This is a genomic window from Tatumella sp. JGM91, assembly GCF_018257575.1.
GTDB lineage: Bacteria > Pseudomonadota > Gammaproteobacteria > Enterobacterales > Enterobacteriaceae > Tatumella > Tatumella punctata.
Map to the genome: position 1 here is coordinate 26,288 of NZ_JAERJP010000026.1, position 14,459 is coordinate 40,746.

General features: G+C 49.4%; 14 protein-coding genes. 9 read left to right on the forward strand and 5 right to left on the reverse strand.

The annotated features are described in order from the left end of the window. Positions 1-49: 49 nt before the first annotated feature. Positions 50-880, reverse strand: coding sequence for a helix-turn-helix domain-containing protein (locus JK198_RS14890; RefSeq protein WP_212710900.1), 831 nt, complete (start codon positions 878-880; stop codon positions 50-52). A 212-nt stretch (positions 881-1,092) separates the two neighbouring features. Between JK198_RS14890 and JK198_RS14895 the strand changes: the two genes are divergently transcribed. From JK198_RS14895 to JK198_RS14905, 3 genes are read left to right on the forward strand one after another with little or no spacing between them, the layout of a single operon-like run. Next, complete coding sequence (locus JK198_RS14895) at positions 1,093-2,232, forward strand: tyramine oxidase subunit B (protein WP_212710901.1); 1,140 nt, start codon at positions 1,093-1,095, stop codon at positions 2,230-2,232. 15 nt (positions 2,233-2,247) lie between these two features. Further along, positions 2,248-2,670: a RidA family protein gene (locus tag JK198_RS14900; protein ID WP_212709055.1), complete on the forward strand. Its 423-nt coding sequence runs from the start codon at positions 2,248-2,250 to the stop codon at positions 2,668-2,670. A 15-nt stretch (positions 2,671-2,685) separates the two neighbouring features. Next, positions 2,686-3,981, forward strand: a complete 1,296-nt coding sequence (locus JK198_RS14905) for an FAD-binding oxidoreductase (RefSeq protein WP_212710902.1) — start codon at positions 2,686-2,688, stop codon at positions 3,979-3,981. Positions 3,982-4,184: 203 nt separating this feature from the next. Here the strand turns inward: JK198_RS14905 and JK198_RS14910 are convergent, their stop codons facing one another. From JK198_RS14910 to nifJ, 4 genes are all read right to left on the reverse strand, one after another. Next, positions 4,185-4,694, reverse strand: coding sequence for a hypothetical protein (locus JK198_RS14910; protein WP_212709053.1), 510 nt, complete (start codon positions 4,692-4,694; stop codon positions 4,185-4,187). Positions 4,695-4,728: 34 nt separating this feature from the next. Beyond that, positions 4,729-5,094: a hypothetical protein gene (locus tag JK198_RS14915; RefSeq protein ID WP_212709052.1), complete on the reverse strand. Its 366-nt coding sequence runs from the start codon at positions 5,092-5,094 to the stop codon at positions 4,729-4,731. Positions 5,095-5,096: 2 nt separating this feature from the next. Continuing rightward, the gene (gene bamE, locus JK198_RS14920; protein WP_212709051.1) at positions 5,097-5,501 is read right to left on the reverse strand and encodes an outer membrane protein assembly factor BamE; all 405 of its coding nucleotides are present in this window, start codon (positions 5,499-5,501) and stop codon (positions 5,097-5,099) included. Positions 5,502-5,942: 441 nt separating this feature from the next. Further along, a complete protein-coding gene (gene nifJ, locus JK198_RS14925; protein WP_212709050.1) occupies positions 5,943-9,452 on the reverse strand; it encodes a pyruvate:ferredoxin (flavodoxin) oxidoreductase in 3,510 nt (1,169 codons plus the stop codon). A 741-nt stretch (positions 9,453-10,193) separates the two neighbouring features. On the opposite strand from nifJ, the gene JK198_RS14930 reads away from it, so the two are divergent. The 6 genes from JK198_RS14930 (at position 10,194) to JK198_RS14950 (ending at position 14,389) form a co-directional block, all read left to right on the forward strand. Further along, on the forward strand, positions 10,194-10,592 hold the full coding sequence (locus tag JK198_RS14930; protein ID WP_212709729.1) for a rhodanese-like domain-containing protein: 399 nt from the start codon (positions 10,194-10,196) through the stop codon (positions 10,590-10,592). A 400-nt stretch (positions 10,593-10,992) separates the two neighbouring features. After that, positions 10,993-11,226, forward strand: a complete 234-nt coding sequence (locus tag JK198_RS14935; protein WP_212710903.1) for a hypothetical protein — start codon at positions 10,993-10,995, stop codon at positions 11,224-11,226. Next, positions 11,226-11,807 (forward strand): PAAR domain-containing protein, encoded by a 582-nt coding sequence (locus tag JK198_RS16870; protein ID WP_249213351.1) that lies wholly within the window; start codon positions 11,226-11,228, stop codon positions 11,805-11,807. Before JK198_RS14935 ends, JK198_RS16870 begins: the two co-directional genes overlap by 1 nt. A 63-nt stretch (positions 11,808-11,870) precedes the next feature. Continuing rightward, the gene (locus tag JK198_RS16875; RefSeq protein ID WP_349290195.1) at positions 11,871-12,929 is read left to right on the forward strand and encodes an S-type pyocin domain-containing protein; all 1,059 of its coding nucleotides are present in this window, start codon (positions 11,871-11,873) and stop codon (positions 12,927-12,929) included. A gap of 1 nt (position 12,930) precedes the next feature. Next, positions 12,931-13,188, forward strand: a complete 258-nt coding sequence (locus JK198_RS14945; RefSeq protein ID WP_212709746.1) for a bacteriocin immunity protein — start codon at positions 12,931-12,933, stop codon at positions 13,186-13,188. An 88-nt stretch (positions 13,189-13,276) separates the two neighbouring features. Then, positions 13,277-14,389: a PAAR domain-containing protein gene (locus JK198_RS14950; RefSeq protein WP_212710904.1), complete on the forward strand. Its 1,113-nt coding sequence runs from the start codon at positions 13,277-13,279 to the stop codon at positions 14,387-14,389. Positions 14,390-14,459 lie beyond the last annotated feature (70 nt).

Below are 14,459 nucleotides of genomic sequence, written 5' to 3' on the forward strand. Positions count from 1 at the left end.
TAGAATAAATCGGACAGACTGACAGTGCATGGCTGCACTGATTCGGTGATCAATGAAAACGTAAACGGTGCGTATATGCCTGGCCGCTAATTTTCCGCTGATAATCTCGCGGAGTTGTGCTGACCGACTTTTTAAACTCCCGCAGAAAATGTGACTGGTCACTGAACCCTAAATCACAGGCAAGCTCACTGAATGATAAGCTCTGTCGGGCATGAATACTGTTTAATGCCGACTGACAGCGTAAGATATTACAAAAAGCTTTAGGGGATAGCCCCGTATCCTGGCGGAACTGGCGTTGAATTGTCCGGCAGGTGTAACCGGTCAGGATTTCCAGCTGGTCAATACGCAGGTTACCTTTATATTGGCCCATCACTTGCAACAGTTGCGCTGTCAGGGGCGATGATTTACGCACCAGTCGCGTGGCGAAAAAGGCATTGAATAAAGCGATTTTGCGGCTGAAACCACAGGCCTGAGTAATCAGTTCACAAGCCTGCTGTACGCCCGGCACCACATCCGTAAAACTGAATTCACGGTCCGGAATATCCGTGGCATCAATATCCAGAAAATCAGGAATAATACCTGCCGTAAACCGTACCCCGAAATAAGGGTGCCGGTGTTTCATATTTGCACTGCGGGCCTGCAGAGTCGTACCACAGACTCTGCCTCCGGGGTTGTCAGGATCACAATCAAAAACAATGTCCACACATCCGTCCGGGACCGCCAGGGTGAATTCGGCACCCGGGGCAAGATCAAAACTGTAAAAGTGGGATATTGCCGGATCAGCTGATCCCTGCAGTGTGTAGTGCCCGGCGGCATTCAGTACAAACCATGGCTGCTCAGGCTGAAAACGGCCATGGATATTGACATTATTGTATTGCATCAGAACCCCTGCCTGTGACAGTCAAAAAAATAAATAAAGCAATTCCTGTGCCACAGCATTTATTCACCGTGTCGCAAATATTCAATACAGCCGGCAGGCTGGCAGGTTATTTCTGTCTGTATTACCGGACAACAGGATAACCGATCACTATTTGGTCTGTTGCCGTGTCTGTATTGATTGTTTGTGAACAGGCTGCCGGCCGGGAGAAAAAAATGACTGATTCAACCAGAGTGGATTTTATTTATTTATCCGAGCAGGACATGATCCGTGCCGGAGTAACAGATATGGCAGCCTGTGTTGACACTATGGAAGAGATGTTCGGGTTGTTATACCACGGTGATTATCGCATGGCAGGGCCAAACAATGATTCTCATGGCGCAATGGTAACCTTTCCTGAAAATTCACCTTTCCCCGCGATGCCGAAACCCACAGCAGACCGCCGTATGATGGCAATGCCTGCCTATCTGGGCGGCAACTTTTGTACCTCAGGGGTCAAATGGTACGGTTCAAATATTGCTAATCGCGAAAAAGGCCTGCCGCGCTCTATTCTAATGATGACGCTGAATGATGCTGATACCGGTGCTCCGCTGGCACATATGTCAGCTAATCTGCTATCGGCTTATCGTACCGGGGCTATCCCCGGTGTCGGAGCCAGGTATCTGGCGCGAAAAGACTCAAAAGTGGTTGGTCTGCTGGGGCCCGGCGTGATGGGGAAAACGACCCTGGCAGCGTTTATGGCAGCATGCCCGCAGATTGATACCCTGAAAGTCAAAGGGCGCGGACAACAGAGCCTGGACAGATTTCTGAGCTGGGTCGCCAGTAACTACCCGCAAATTACCACAGTCACAGTGGCGGACACTCTCGAACAGTTGGTCAGGGGCAGTGACATCATCAGCTATTGTAACTCCGGAGAAACCGGAGACCCGTCGTCCTATCCGCTGGTAAAACGGGAGTGGGTAAAAGCGGGTGCGTTTCTGGCTATGCCTGCCCTGTGCAATATCGACCAGGCGATGGAACAGCCGGATGTCCGAAAAGTTCTGGACAATCCTGGCCTGTACAAAGCCTGGGTCGCTGAAGTGCCTGCACCCGCCCATAACACGATCCCGATTATCGGTGTCCGTTTTATGGATATGCTCAGGGAAGGGACACTGACCGCTGATCAGCTTGAAGATATGGGAAAAATCGTTGCCGGTGAAGCCAGAGGCCGTATCAGTGATCAGGAAATTATCATCATGTCTGTCGGCGGAATGCCGGTTGAGGATGTTGCATGGGGAACGGTTGTTTATCGCAATGCCAAAGCAAAAGGCATTGGCGTAACCCTTAACCTTTGGGAAACCCCCGAACTTATTTAATTATCAGGATATCTTATGACGACTGTAACCAGACTTACTACCGGTTCTGAATTTGAAAAAAAAGCCAGTTACTCACGTTTGGTGATGCTGGATAACTGGATCTTCGTTTCAAACACCGCCGGACGGCATCCGGTGACAAGACAAATACCGGAAGATTTACGGCAACAGACTCTGCAGGTGTTTGCCAATATTGAAACTGCGCTGGCAGCGGTGGGCGCCTCACTGCGCGATGTCGTGTGCTCACGGGTCTTTATCCAGCAACCAGCGGATGTTGCTACAGTAATGGCGATTATTGGTGAGAAATTTCACGGGATTAATCCGGCATCGACCGTTACCTGTCCGCCACTCGGTTCTGAGATGTATAAGGTTGAGCTTGAGGTTACGGCATATCGTGGTGCGGGAACAGCGGAAGTGCGGCAAATCACCCTGCCGCACTAAGACAGGAGATAATCTATGGCACCAGTAATCATGCCGGTTAAAACCGCAGAACAGATACCCGATAAATCGACCGTGATCATTATCGGCGGAGGCATTATCGGCCTGACAGCGGCACTGACTCTGGCAGAACGTGGGATACCTGTAGTGGTGCTGGAAAAGGGGGCCATCGCCGCAGAGCAGTCATCGAGAAACCTCGGCTGGATACGCAAAACCAGCAGAGCAAAAGAGGATATTCCCCTTGCACGGGAAGCCGATCGGCTTTGGGCGGGCATGGCGGCCCGTACCGGGCATGATACGGGTTACCGCCAGTCAGGTATCATGTTTGTGGCCCGCAATGATGAACAGATGGCGGCCCATGAACAATGGCACCGCAGTGTTGCCGGTGCCGGGCTTGATACACAGCTGCTTACCTCGTCAGATATTGTCCGGCAGGTGCCAGGCGGAACCACACACTGGGCGGGAGGCATTTATACTCCGTCGGACGGACGGGCAGAACCGACCCTGGCGGCGCCGGCAATTGCCGCAGCCGCGATAGCGAAAGGGGCTGTGATTGTCGAACAGTGTGCGGTACGTAGCCTGGTGACGACTAACGGAAAAGTCAGCGGGGTGATTAGCGAACGGGGAGAGATCCGTTGTGACCAGGTGTTACTGGCGGCAGGAGTCTGGTCTCGCCGCTTTCTGGGAAATTCGGGGATAAATCTGCCGGTCTTGCCGTTAATCTGCTCGGTTATGCGTACCCGGCCGATGGAAGGGCCTGCTGAGATCGCGGTAGGTGCCGCGGACTTTTCATTCCGCAAGCATCATGGCGGCGGTTTTATTATAACCCAGCGAGGCGCACTGGATGCCCCCCTGACATGGGACCATTTACGGCTGGGGATCCGCTATCTGCCGCAACTGCGCCAGGCCCGGGATAACCTGCGGATCGGATTAGGACGACACTTTTTGCAGGATTGGATAATGGCACGGCACTGGCGTAATGACCAGATTACACCCTTTGAACAACAGCGTATCCTTGACCCGCAAGTGAATACCCGGCTGAATAATGAAGCGCTGAAGAGTCTGCGTGCCGCATGGCCGGTGTTTGAACAGGCAACAGTGGAGCAGTCGTGGGCTGGCACCATCGATGTAACGCCGGACTCGTCCCCGGTGATTAGTCCTGTCAGCCGTATACCGGGCCTGACACTTGCGACCGGGTTCTCCGGCCATGGGTTTGGTACGTCGCCCGCCGCCGGTCAGCTGGCGGCAGATCTTATCTGCGGCGACAAGCCACTGGTCGATCCTGCACCCTACCGTTTTGAACGGCTGTTATAAACTGCCGGCAGCACAGAAAATCTGTCTGGTACTGAATATGCAGATAAGAAGGGCGGATTTATATTCGCAGAGATTAATGCAGGCAGATAAACGGATAATAACGGAAAGTTATTCCGGGTCTGTATAAAAAAGAAAAATAACACTATCCTCGCGGACCGTTGAATAATTACAGGGGGAGCGGCTCCCCCTGTAACTGCCCGCTGTTATTTTTTTAAGCCTTTAATGGTCAGATAAATACTCACGATCAGACCGAGATAAAAGCCCGCACCGAGATGAATTGTGCGGAACAGGTCCTGTGCCATACCTGAATTTCTGCCAAAAGCATCGTTCATATCGCTCTCCAGCCCTTTAATTTTCATATAAGCGATAATCAGAAATAACAGAATGAAAATTAATGGAAGAGCATTACCAATCTTTGCCGGGATATCTTTAAAGTAGAAAGGATACACCGGGCCGAAAAAACCGATCAGTAATAGCAGGCTGTAAAAGCTGAAGGATGAACCGCCATTCATAAACCCGGACATATCACCACCACTGGCAGTAATTTTCCATAAAGATAATGACAGGTTGCTGCCGAAACCAACATTTACAGTGGCAGTGGAAAGTATAAACCAGCCGATAAATAACAGCGGCAGACAGATAACGTTGGTATAACCAATCTTAGCTGCCAGTTTATCGATGGCGGATTTTACTGATAATTTTTGCTCGTTCATATGTAGCCTTTATATTGTGTTAACTGTCCGGAGGTTAGTCAAAAATAACATTATCGGTATTTTTTAAATTATCGTAACATTTATCCAGATATACCTTTGAATCTCTGGCTGATTTTCGCATCATTTCATACTGGTCATCCGCTGATTTTTTATGCTCAGCAAAAATTTTATCAACCAGTTTTTTCTCGAAGTCATAAAATGCCGGTGAATAATCTTCTTTAGCATCCTGCAGATGATATTGCCGGATAAAATCATCTTCCGGCATCCCTTGCAGGCTGTGGAATTCAGCAGAGGTATATAATGAATAAAGGTCAGTACATAATTGCATTTTACTGACCGTGACTGAAGACAATGCCGGAACAGGCAGCAACAGAACAGCGGTAATAAGTAGTTTTTTCAATGTCAGCTGCCTGTCACGGAATAGCTGGAAACTCTGTCATTTTTAAGAGTGACAGTAACCTGTTTGGAGTGCCCCAGCGCGCCGGACCCTGAAGATGCCTGGGAGGCATAACCGGAATAGGCAGAAACCCCCGGGATATAGGCCATAACGGAACTGGCCATGCTGGCCATTTTTCCGGCTTTAGCGACGTCATTAGAAAGTGTGTAAGACAGGGTTTCCTGCCCGTTCACAATATTATCACTGTCCGGATTACCTAGCAGATTTATAACCTGTTGTCTGGTTGTTTTACCGGTTTTAATTTTAGCGGCAATGTCACTGGTTGAGATTGGATCCTGCGTCATCGTATTCATCTGTGCGCAGCCTGCAGTCATCAGTACCAGAACCGAAACAGCAATATACTTCTTCATTAGTCACCCTTAAGTTATTCTTTATAATTTAGCGAGACTGATGATATATAAATATGTAAATTATTTGTATTTTTTATTTCAGGATGATTTTTGGTGTTATGTTGCTGATTTTTATTATCTTTTTTGTCTTATCCTGTTTTTTGTGAATAGTTTTTTTTGTAGCAAAATATTTCATCTGGTTTTTCATCAAAAAATAAGATCATTTTTTCTGATGCATTATTGCGGCGGCAGGGATTTACGATGCTGGTGAAAGAGCTGTCTCTGTCCGCCCGCCTGTCTGGTTATCCTGCTGCGTCAGGGGGAGTGTTATACAGTGACCGGGACTTTGCCAGAGCAAGCCATACAGCAGCCCGTGGTGACGAACTGCTGTATGCAATGGTAGTCATTTCCCGTACTGCTGTTTATCCCGGGCGGCGGGGAGTGGCAGGGAAATCCGGAGGATTATTTTCCTGCCAGCGATGCCAGAAAATCATAGCGTTTTTGTAAGTCATCAGCGGCTTCTTTCCACAACTGTGCGGCAACCTCCGGTTGCTGCCGGTTAAGTCGTTTAAAACGCTGTTCATTACCCAACACATCGGCCAGGGCATCCGTCGGCGGGCGAGAGTCCAGGCTGAGGGCCGGTTTATCTGTGCCATTTCTGCGCGGGTCAAAACGGTACAATGGCCAGAATCCGGTGGCTGTCAGCTGACGCATCTGGTCATGGCTCAGAGCCAGATCATAACCGTGTTCCTCACATGGACTGTAGGCAATGATCAGCGACGGACCCGGATAGGCTTCCGCCTCCTGTATGGCTTTTACGGTCTGATTAAGCTGAGCACCCAGCGAAATCTGTGCCACATAAACGTGTCCGTACATCATTATATTGACCCCCAGGTCTTTACGGGCTTTCCGTTTGCCATTTTCGGCAAACGCTGCCACAGCTCCCAGAGGCGTTGCTTTTGAGGCTTGCCCGCCGGTATTTGAATAACATTGGGTATCAAGCACCAGCACATTGATGTTTTCATCGGTGCTCAGAACATGGTCAAGCCCGCCATAACCGATATCATAGGCCCAGCCATCGCCGCCGATCAGCCAGACTGACTTATCGACCAGAGCATCAGCATCACGACTGAGTTCTGCTGCCTGTGGCAGTGCTTCTGACTCAAGGACCCGGCGTAATGCTTCAATCTGCTGACGTTTCTGTGAGGGTTCCGCCGGTTGCTGTAATTCAGCGAACAGGGACGGAGGGATCAGGCTGCGGCAGCTATCAAGTAACCGCAGAATACGGTTTTTACGCTGGCGGGTGGTCAGACGGAAGCCCAGCCCGAATTCAGCATTATCTTCGAACAGGGAGTTAGCCCAGGCCGGCCCGCGGCCTTCACGGTCGGTAGTATAAGGCGTAGATGGCAGGTTCCCCCCGTAAATAGAAGAACAACCGGTAGCATTGGCAATCAATAACCGGTCGCCCCAAAGCTGGGTCAGCAGTTTAATATAAGGTGTTTCTCCGCAGCCGGAGCAGGCCCCTGAATATTCCATCAGTGGGGTCAGCAGTTGCGAAGTCCGTATATCGATCCGTTCCAGCTGTTCACTGCGCATCTCTGGTAACTGCAGGAAGAAATCAAAGTTAACTTTTTCTTCGTCCACATGCTCAAGGTGTGAAAGCATATTGATTGCTTTTATTTCCGGTTGCTGCCGATCGCTGGCCGGGCAGACTTCAACACATAAATTACAGCCGGTGCAGTCTTCCGGTGCCACCTGCAGGACATATTTTTTCCCGCGCATATCCCGTGACCTGACCTCCAGAGATTGCAGAGATGACGGGGCATCACTCATCGCATCAGGGTCGACGACTTTCGCGCGGATGGCAGCATGAGGACAGGCAGCAACGCAATGATTGCACTGGGTACAGAGGTCTGCTTTCCAGACCGGGATCTCACTGGCAATATTACGTTTTTCCCAGCGGGTGGTGCCGACGGGCCAGCTGCCATCCGGCGGCAGAGCAGACACGGGTAATTTATCGCCAAGCCCTGCCAGCATAGCGGCGGTGACTGTTTTCACGAAATCGGGTGCGGCATCGGATACCACTGGCGGACGTGGCCTGCTGTCACGGGTCACCGGCTGCAAAGGGACAGGATGCAAAGATTCACGAGCGACAGCCAGTGCCTGCCAGTTCCTTTCTGCCAGCTCATCGCCTTTGCTGCGGTAACTGCGTTCAACGGCCTGCTCCAGCGCCTGGCATGCCTGTGACAACGGAATAACCTGCGTCAGACTGAAAAACGCCATCTGCATTACCGTATTAATTCTGGTACCCAGCCCGCACTCCCTGGCTATTTTTGTCGCATTAATCGTAAACAGCTTTGCCCTGCGTTCATTAAGTGCGGCCTGTACTTCCCGGGGTAATGTTGCCCACACATTTTCCGGTGAATGGGGGGTATTTAACAGAAAAATACCGCCTGGCTTCAGCTGCTCTGCCATCTGATATTTATCCAGAAATTGTGGCTGATGGCAGCCGACAAAATCCGCCTGTTTTATCAGGTAAGCAGAACGGACAGGGTGGTCGCTGACCCGCAGGTGTGAAACTGTCAGTCCCCCGGCTTTTTTGGAATCATAGACAAAATAGCCCTGGGCAAAACTGTCGGTCTTTTCACCAATGATCCGGATATTATTTTTGGTTGCAGAAACACTGCCGTCGCTGCCCAGACCGTAGAACAATGCTTCCATTCTTGCCAGGGAAGGCGGACAGTCATCACCTAATGGCAGGGACAGGTGGGTAACATCATCATAGATACCGACGGTGAAGCGGGGTTTCGGTATCTCCTTTGCCAGCTCAGCAAAGACAGCGAGGGCACATTGCGGATCAAACTCTTTGGAAGATAACCCGTAACGGCCGCCGGAAATACGTGGCAGGTGTGATCTTTCTCCGCTGCTGACTGCCCCTGCCACGGCACTGATCACATCGAGGCAAAGGGGTTCGGCCGGAGCTCCGGGCTCTTTAGTCCGGTCAAGAACGGCGATATTGCGCACACTGAGGGGTAATTTCTCCAGCAACCGGGCTGGTGAGAAAGGCCGGTATAAACGGACTTTCAGAACACCGACCTTTTCACCACGGCTGAGTAACAGATCAGTCACTTCTTCACAGGTTCCTGCAGCAGATCCCATAATAATAATTACCCGCTCAGCCTGCGGGTGACCATAATAATCGAAAGGGGCATATTGCCGGCCGGTCAGGGCCGCAAATTGTTGCATAGTATCTTCAACGTGCTGGTCGACGGCGTTGTACCACACATTGGTAGCCTCGCGAGACTGAAAATAGGTATCCGGGTTGGCTGAGGTACCGCGGATCACCGGTCGCTCAGGGGTAAGGCCGCGGGAGCGATGGTCATCAATCGCCTGTTGTGGCAGCATAGCCAGGATAGTTTCATCGCTGAGTGGCTCAATTTTATTCAGCTCATGAGAGGTTCTGAAGCCATCGAAAAAATGGATAAACGGGACACGACTTTTCAGGGTCGCCGCATGGGAAATAACAGCAAAGTCCTGAGCTTCCTGCACACTGCCTGCACATAACATCGCACAGCCCGTTTGCCTGACAGCCATAACATCGGAGTGATCGCCGAAAATAGACAACGCATGGGTTGCCACGGTCCTTGCCGCCACATGCAGTACAAAAGGCATCAGCTGTCCCCCCAGTTTATACAGGGTGGGGATCATCAGTAATAACCCCTGTGATGAGGTAAAAGAAGTGGCCAGACCACCGGTTTGCAGTGCGCCGTGCACTACAGCTATCGCACCGGCTTCTGATTGCATTTCGATAACCGTGGGGACATCTCCCCACAGGTTACGCTTTCCTTTACCGGACCAGGCATCTGCCTGTTCGGCCATCGCAGAACTGGGAGTAATCGGGTAGATCCCGATAATTTCGCTGCACTTAAATGCGACCTCAGCCACCGCACTGTTACCGTCTGTTGTTATCATTGCTCACCCGGAATAATGGATTATTGTTTTCAGGATGTTACATCGCTGTAATTAATCCATGTTTTCAATAGTGCTATTCGTCCCGTCCGTGATTCTGCCGGGCCGGGAGAGAGGGAAATTAAAAAACTAAAGCGGTGTTTTTTCCTGTGATATCAGCGGATACACTCTATCAGAGTCATCACGGTTATCCTGATGGTTACCGTTCCCGGCGATACAGCTGGCCTGGCTGCCCAGTGTAGCGCCGTAAACAGCACTGTTATTGAGATAGATCGTCAATCTGACAAAAATTTTTGCGGATTAATGGCTTTGCTGAGAAACGGGAAGGGAGGTGGTTTACAGTGTGGCGTTTATTGACAGTTGAAGACAACCGGAGGTCTTACCTGAATGATATTCCACGGATATATCTCCGGCCCGTTCCCCCGGGTCACAACAGCCCCTGTATTGATCCCCTGCGGGGCTGCGTCGCCAGCCAGGCCCGGTTTCCCCTACAGGTTATTTCGTCGGGCTGACACTCACTGTGGCGGGGAAAGAAATCCGGTGTCCGGAGGGGCTGCAGGGTTATTTTTTTGAATGTGTAATTTCCATAGGAAGTGACATCTGTCTGAGAATCGCGGGCCGGTATTGCCCCGTGACTTGTTCTTTATGCCGGTATGACAGTAACCAGTTTACGCCAGAGCATTGAACTGGTTACGCTAATACCGGATGCTGAGCACAGGCTTAACGGTAGAAAATGAGGTTATTATGTCAGCAATTGAACAGTTATCTTTTTATCAACAAAAACTGGCCTATGAAACGGATTCATGGGATCTGTATCTGGCTTTAAAAGAGAATACAAATGTTGTTGTCGTTGACGGACGCAGTAAAGATGCTTATCAGAGAGAGCATATTCCCGGAGCAATCAATCAGCCGCATAAAGAAATCTGTTTTAACAACACAGAACACCTGGATAAAACCAAAATATATATTTGCTATTGTGATGGCATTGGTTGCAACGCTTCGACCAAAACAGCGATGAAACTGATGACGCCCGGTTTTCAGGTAAAAGAATTATTAGGTGGGCTGGACTGGTGGAAACGGGATGGTTATTCCACTGACGGTACTGAGGGAAAAGAAGGAACCCCTGTTTCCTGCGGTTGCTGAGTAACCAGAAATAAACTCGCCCCGTGTGACCTGAGTAAGCGCGCGGGGATATTTATTTGAATAACCTACTGATAAATATTTTATAATTGACTCCGGCTATTATCATCACCGGGTGAATTAATACTGTGTCCATATTCCCCGGCGAGGCACTATTTTCTGCCAGAAGCTGAAGACGATTTGGACAGGGAGCCAATGGTCAATAACGACAGAAAATTCGTTCCCGGACTCGGCCAGATAAATAAAGAAGCGATAACACCATTAATCCCTTAAGCCGAAGGTCCCTGTTATAGTTTTTTCTTCTTTAATATTCTTCATATCATGACGGGCATCTCTTTTCAGTCAAATTATAAGCCGGTTAATATTGCATCAGTTACCCCCTGGCGCTGACAAGGAAAAGCCAATGGATCGTCAATACAACAATGGACTGACCGCGGACCGGCTTTCAGCCACAGTGCAATCCCTGTTTACGGCGGAAGCACCGGCCACAATCACTGAGGCAGCGCGTGTGCTTATCGCTGGCCCGCAGGCATATTGCTGGCAGCATGCTGTTAACACCCTGTACCGGGCTACAACAGAGGGCAGACAGAGTAATCTCGTGCCGGAGGATTTCCTGTCATCCTGTGAGGTGGCGTAATGGGAAACCGTTCGAACTGTTATGGCCGGGGAACCGCACTGGAAGGTGATAAAACCACCACCGGTGCTGTGTGTATCGCCTCCATGTCCAATGATACTGAACACGGACGCAGGGTGGTTCGTGTCGGGGACAAAACCACCCCCTGTCCTGTATGCGGTGAGGCAGGGGTTATCGTCTCCGGTGAACCCCGTGATACCAATAATGGAAAAATAGCAGCGGTGGATGGTTCAGTTGTGCGCTGTGCCTGCCCGTCAGGGTCTAACCGGATTATCGCGCCGGCAGGACAATGGGTTGGCAGAGGCCCGGATCCTTCTGTTGCAGCCCTTGCGGCACTGGTTGCTGAACGTCAGGCCGCAGCAGAAGAAAGAACTAAACAACGGGCGGAAGAACGTGACCGCAATCGTGTGTTTGCCAAATCCTGCCTGCGGGGTGAAGGTTGTAATGATGCCGGGGAAGAGCAGGAACCCCATACTCATTTTGCGGCGATGGCATTTTATCAGGCCGTTCCCCCTGCTGATCCAGCTTCTGATACTGATGTTCCCCAACATGCTCAGACCGCCAGGAAAAACAAACCTGCTTAAGATATTCCACAGCCGAAAAAGCGAAGCGCCCTGTATAAATGGTGGTTCGGTAATTATGAAGAAGTGGAATACCAGCGGGCAACAGCCGCAGCGACAAGTGCTGCTAATGTTCAGACGGCTGTTGAAGGAGCCAGTGTTCTTACCCTGATTGGTGGAAATGCCATTACATCAGGAACGTGGGCGGTAAAACTGGGTGAGTTAGCAAGCGGAGCAGGAAGAATAGCGGCCAGCGGCCCCGGTGCTCCCATCGCGGCAGTCGTGTTGGGAATGATGCCCGGCAGGCTCAATGATGGCGAACAGGACTTTATTGACCGGATGCGTCTGGAACAGATGCGTGAAGCACCGACGCGTGTGCGTTATACGTGGGAGCAGGATGATAAAGGCAATCCGGTTCCTCATGGCTGGCATACGCCACCGGGTAAAGACAGGGTGCGTGTGCGCAAAATGGAGTGGGACAGCAGCCGGAAAGCCTATACGTTCACCACAGAGGAAGATCCGCGTATCACCATTATCTGGACGCCCGACAGTTCAGGTGTCAATGTTCCTTCAAATACGGGCAACCGGCACCCGGTAAGGATACCTAATCCGGTAGTTGTTGATCCGCTGCCGGAAAATACCCGCATCGAGGCGACAACCACTCCGGCACCGGAGGAGAAGAGTTTTGCGGATTATATTCTTATTCTGCCAGTGTCGGATATTCCGCCGATTTATGTTTATCTACGAAACAATCCCGGCCAGGTAACGGGTAAAGGGCAGAAAGTTAGTGGTATTTGGTTGTCTGATGCTAACACGGGGAATGGTTCCCCGGTTCCTGGTCAGATAGCAGATAAACTACGAGGGCGAACCTTTGGAAATTTTGACCAGTTCCGTAAAGCGTTTTGGTTCGAGGTTTCAAAAGATCCTGAACTCTCAAGCCAGTTCCGGGGGAGTAACAAAATTCATATACGCAATGGGAACTCTCCTTTCACACGAGAACAGGATCGTGCTGGAGGAAGAGAACGCTATGAGATACATCATATTATTCTAATAAGTAAAGGTGGGGAAGTTTATAATGTCGATAATATGAGCATAACTTCACCTAAGCTGCATATCGATATTCATTCAACGAGGCAGAGTAAATAATATGGGCGATAAAAAATCATTACCTGATTATACAGAAAGCGAATTTTTAGATTTAGTTCGTAAAATTTATAATGCTGAAGGGCCAACAGAAAAGGATGATAATCGCCGGGTCAGGGAGTTCAGGCGACTTGTTGAACATCCATCAGCCTCCGACCTTATCTTTTACCCAGAGGATGGGAAAGATGATAGCCCCGAAGGTGTTGTTCAGGAAGTTAAAGAATGGCGTCAAGTGAATGGTAAACCGGGCTTTAAGGGTTAGCTTCTGGTCGCATAAATGAGACTGTATCTGCGTCTAAGGGCCGTGTCCACATTACGTGGGTAAGATCAATCTTCATTAAGGATAATATATGGCAACTGGTCATTTTTTACGTATAGGTGACAAGACAACATGTGGCGGAACCATACTTTCAGGCTCCCCAAATCACAGCTTTGGAGGGATTGCGACTGCGAGAAATGGTGATTCTGTATCATGTGGTAAAAATGGGAAAACTTATCATATAGCGGGTGGCATTCCCACTTACACAATTCACGGAGTTTCAGCAGCAGGTACTTTGCATAGTTGTAGTACTTGCCCCTGTAACGCAAGTTTCATTTCTTCATTCTCAAATGCTTCCTATTGGGTCGAGGAAAATAAAGCAGCTAAGGCTACTACTGTAGTTGCCGCTGCCCCTGCTCCTTTGGTAGCTCCCGGACCAGCTAAAGTAGAAGAACCTATACAACATGCTCAGACAGCTAAAAAGCCTCATCAAGAGAAACGTGAACCAGTAGATGCTGGTTTTTGTGTCCTGCCTTATGGTGCTGAAACGGGAGCTTATGAAAGATTCTTATTTGAAGGTAGTTCACCAGCAGGGACAAAAGAACTTTATCGTTCTTTGAATGGAGATAGTAAGGAATATAAAGCAGGTTCTATCATGCTTCTTGTTGATCCAGAGAAACAAGACAGTGATCAGATCGCTCATATGCAAGCAGCCAAACAACGCATTGATAAAGCGTTAGAGCCTCTTACTCATAAAGAAGCTAACTTTCTGCATACCCACTATGCAACTATAGCTAACTTCTCTAGCATCGCTGATAAAGGAATTGGCCTTGCTGCTGATCCAGTAGGAAAGTATTTCGAGAACATAGAAAGGATTCTCAAAGAAATTCAAGAAACATATAAAAACACCTATATGACAAGAGGTGCTTTGATTGGTGAGCAGTTCTATGTAAAACGTGCTCAACTATTTAAGGAACTTGATCGAGAATTAAAAATAGGCTTCCTTAATAAAGCTATGAAATTTGGTGAATACACTAAAATAAAAAATGCTCTTGGTCTGTCTACTAGTTCTATTACTCATAAATGGAATGAAACAGGGATCAAGGATATTGAAGGTTATGCAACTCACTTAGAACGATCCGTTAAATATGTTAAAGCAATGCGATACACTGGTTATGTGGGAATAGGTTTTAGTGCCCGGTAAGTGTCAAGGTAGTTGTCACCCCCGGTTAATTTAAGCCGCCTGTTTTTCCCGTTCCGGGTTCAACGTTACC

Bases quoted from the DNA above. Each gene is read 5' to 3' on its own strand.
- JK198_RS14890 (WP_212710900.1), bottom strand. From the start codon at position 880: ATGCAATACAATAATGTCAATATCCATGGCCGTTTTCAGCCTGAGCAG.
- JK198_RS14895 (WP_212710901.1), top strand. From the start codon at position 1,093: ATGACTGATTCAACCAGAGTGGATTTTATTTATTTATCCGAGCAGGAC.
- JK198_RS14900 (WP_212709055.1), top strand. From the start codon at position 2,248: ATGACGACTGTAACCAGACTTACTACCGGTTCTGAATTTGAAAAAAAA.
- JK198_RS14905 (WP_212710902.1), top strand. From the start codon at position 2,686: ATGGCACCAGTAATCATGCCGGTTAAAACCGCAGAACAGATACCCGAT.
- JK198_RS14910 (WP_212709053.1), bottom strand. From the start codon at position 4,694: ATGAACGAGCAAAAATTATCAGTAAAATCCGCCATCGATAAACTGGCA.
- bamE (WP_212709051.1), bottom strand. From the start codon at position 5,501: ATGAAGAAGTATATTGCTGTTTCGGTTCTGGTACTGATGACTGCAGGC.
- nifJ (WP_212709050.1), bottom strand. From the start codon at position 9,452: ATGATAACAACAGACGGTAACAGTGCGGTGGCTGAGGTCGCATTTAAG.
- JK198_RS14930 (WP_212709729.1), top strand. From the start codon at position 10,194: ATGTCAGCAATTGAACAGTTATCTTTTTATCAACAAAAACTGGCCTAT.
- JK198_RS14935 (WP_212710903.1), top strand. From the start codon at position 10,993: ATGGATCGTCAATACAACAATGGACTGACCGCGGACCGGCTTTCAGCC.
- JK198_RS16870 (WP_249213351.1), top strand. From the start codon at position 11,226: ATGGGAAACCGTTCGAACTGTTATGGCCGGGGAACCGCACTGGAAGGT.
- JK198_RS14945 (WP_212709746.1), top strand. From the start codon at position 12,931: ATGGGCGATAAAAAATCATTACCTGATTATACAGAAAGCGAATTTTTA.
- JK198_RS14950 (WP_212710904.1), top strand. From the start codon at position 13,277: ATGGCAACTGGTCATTTTTTACGTATAGGTGACAAGACAACATGTGGC.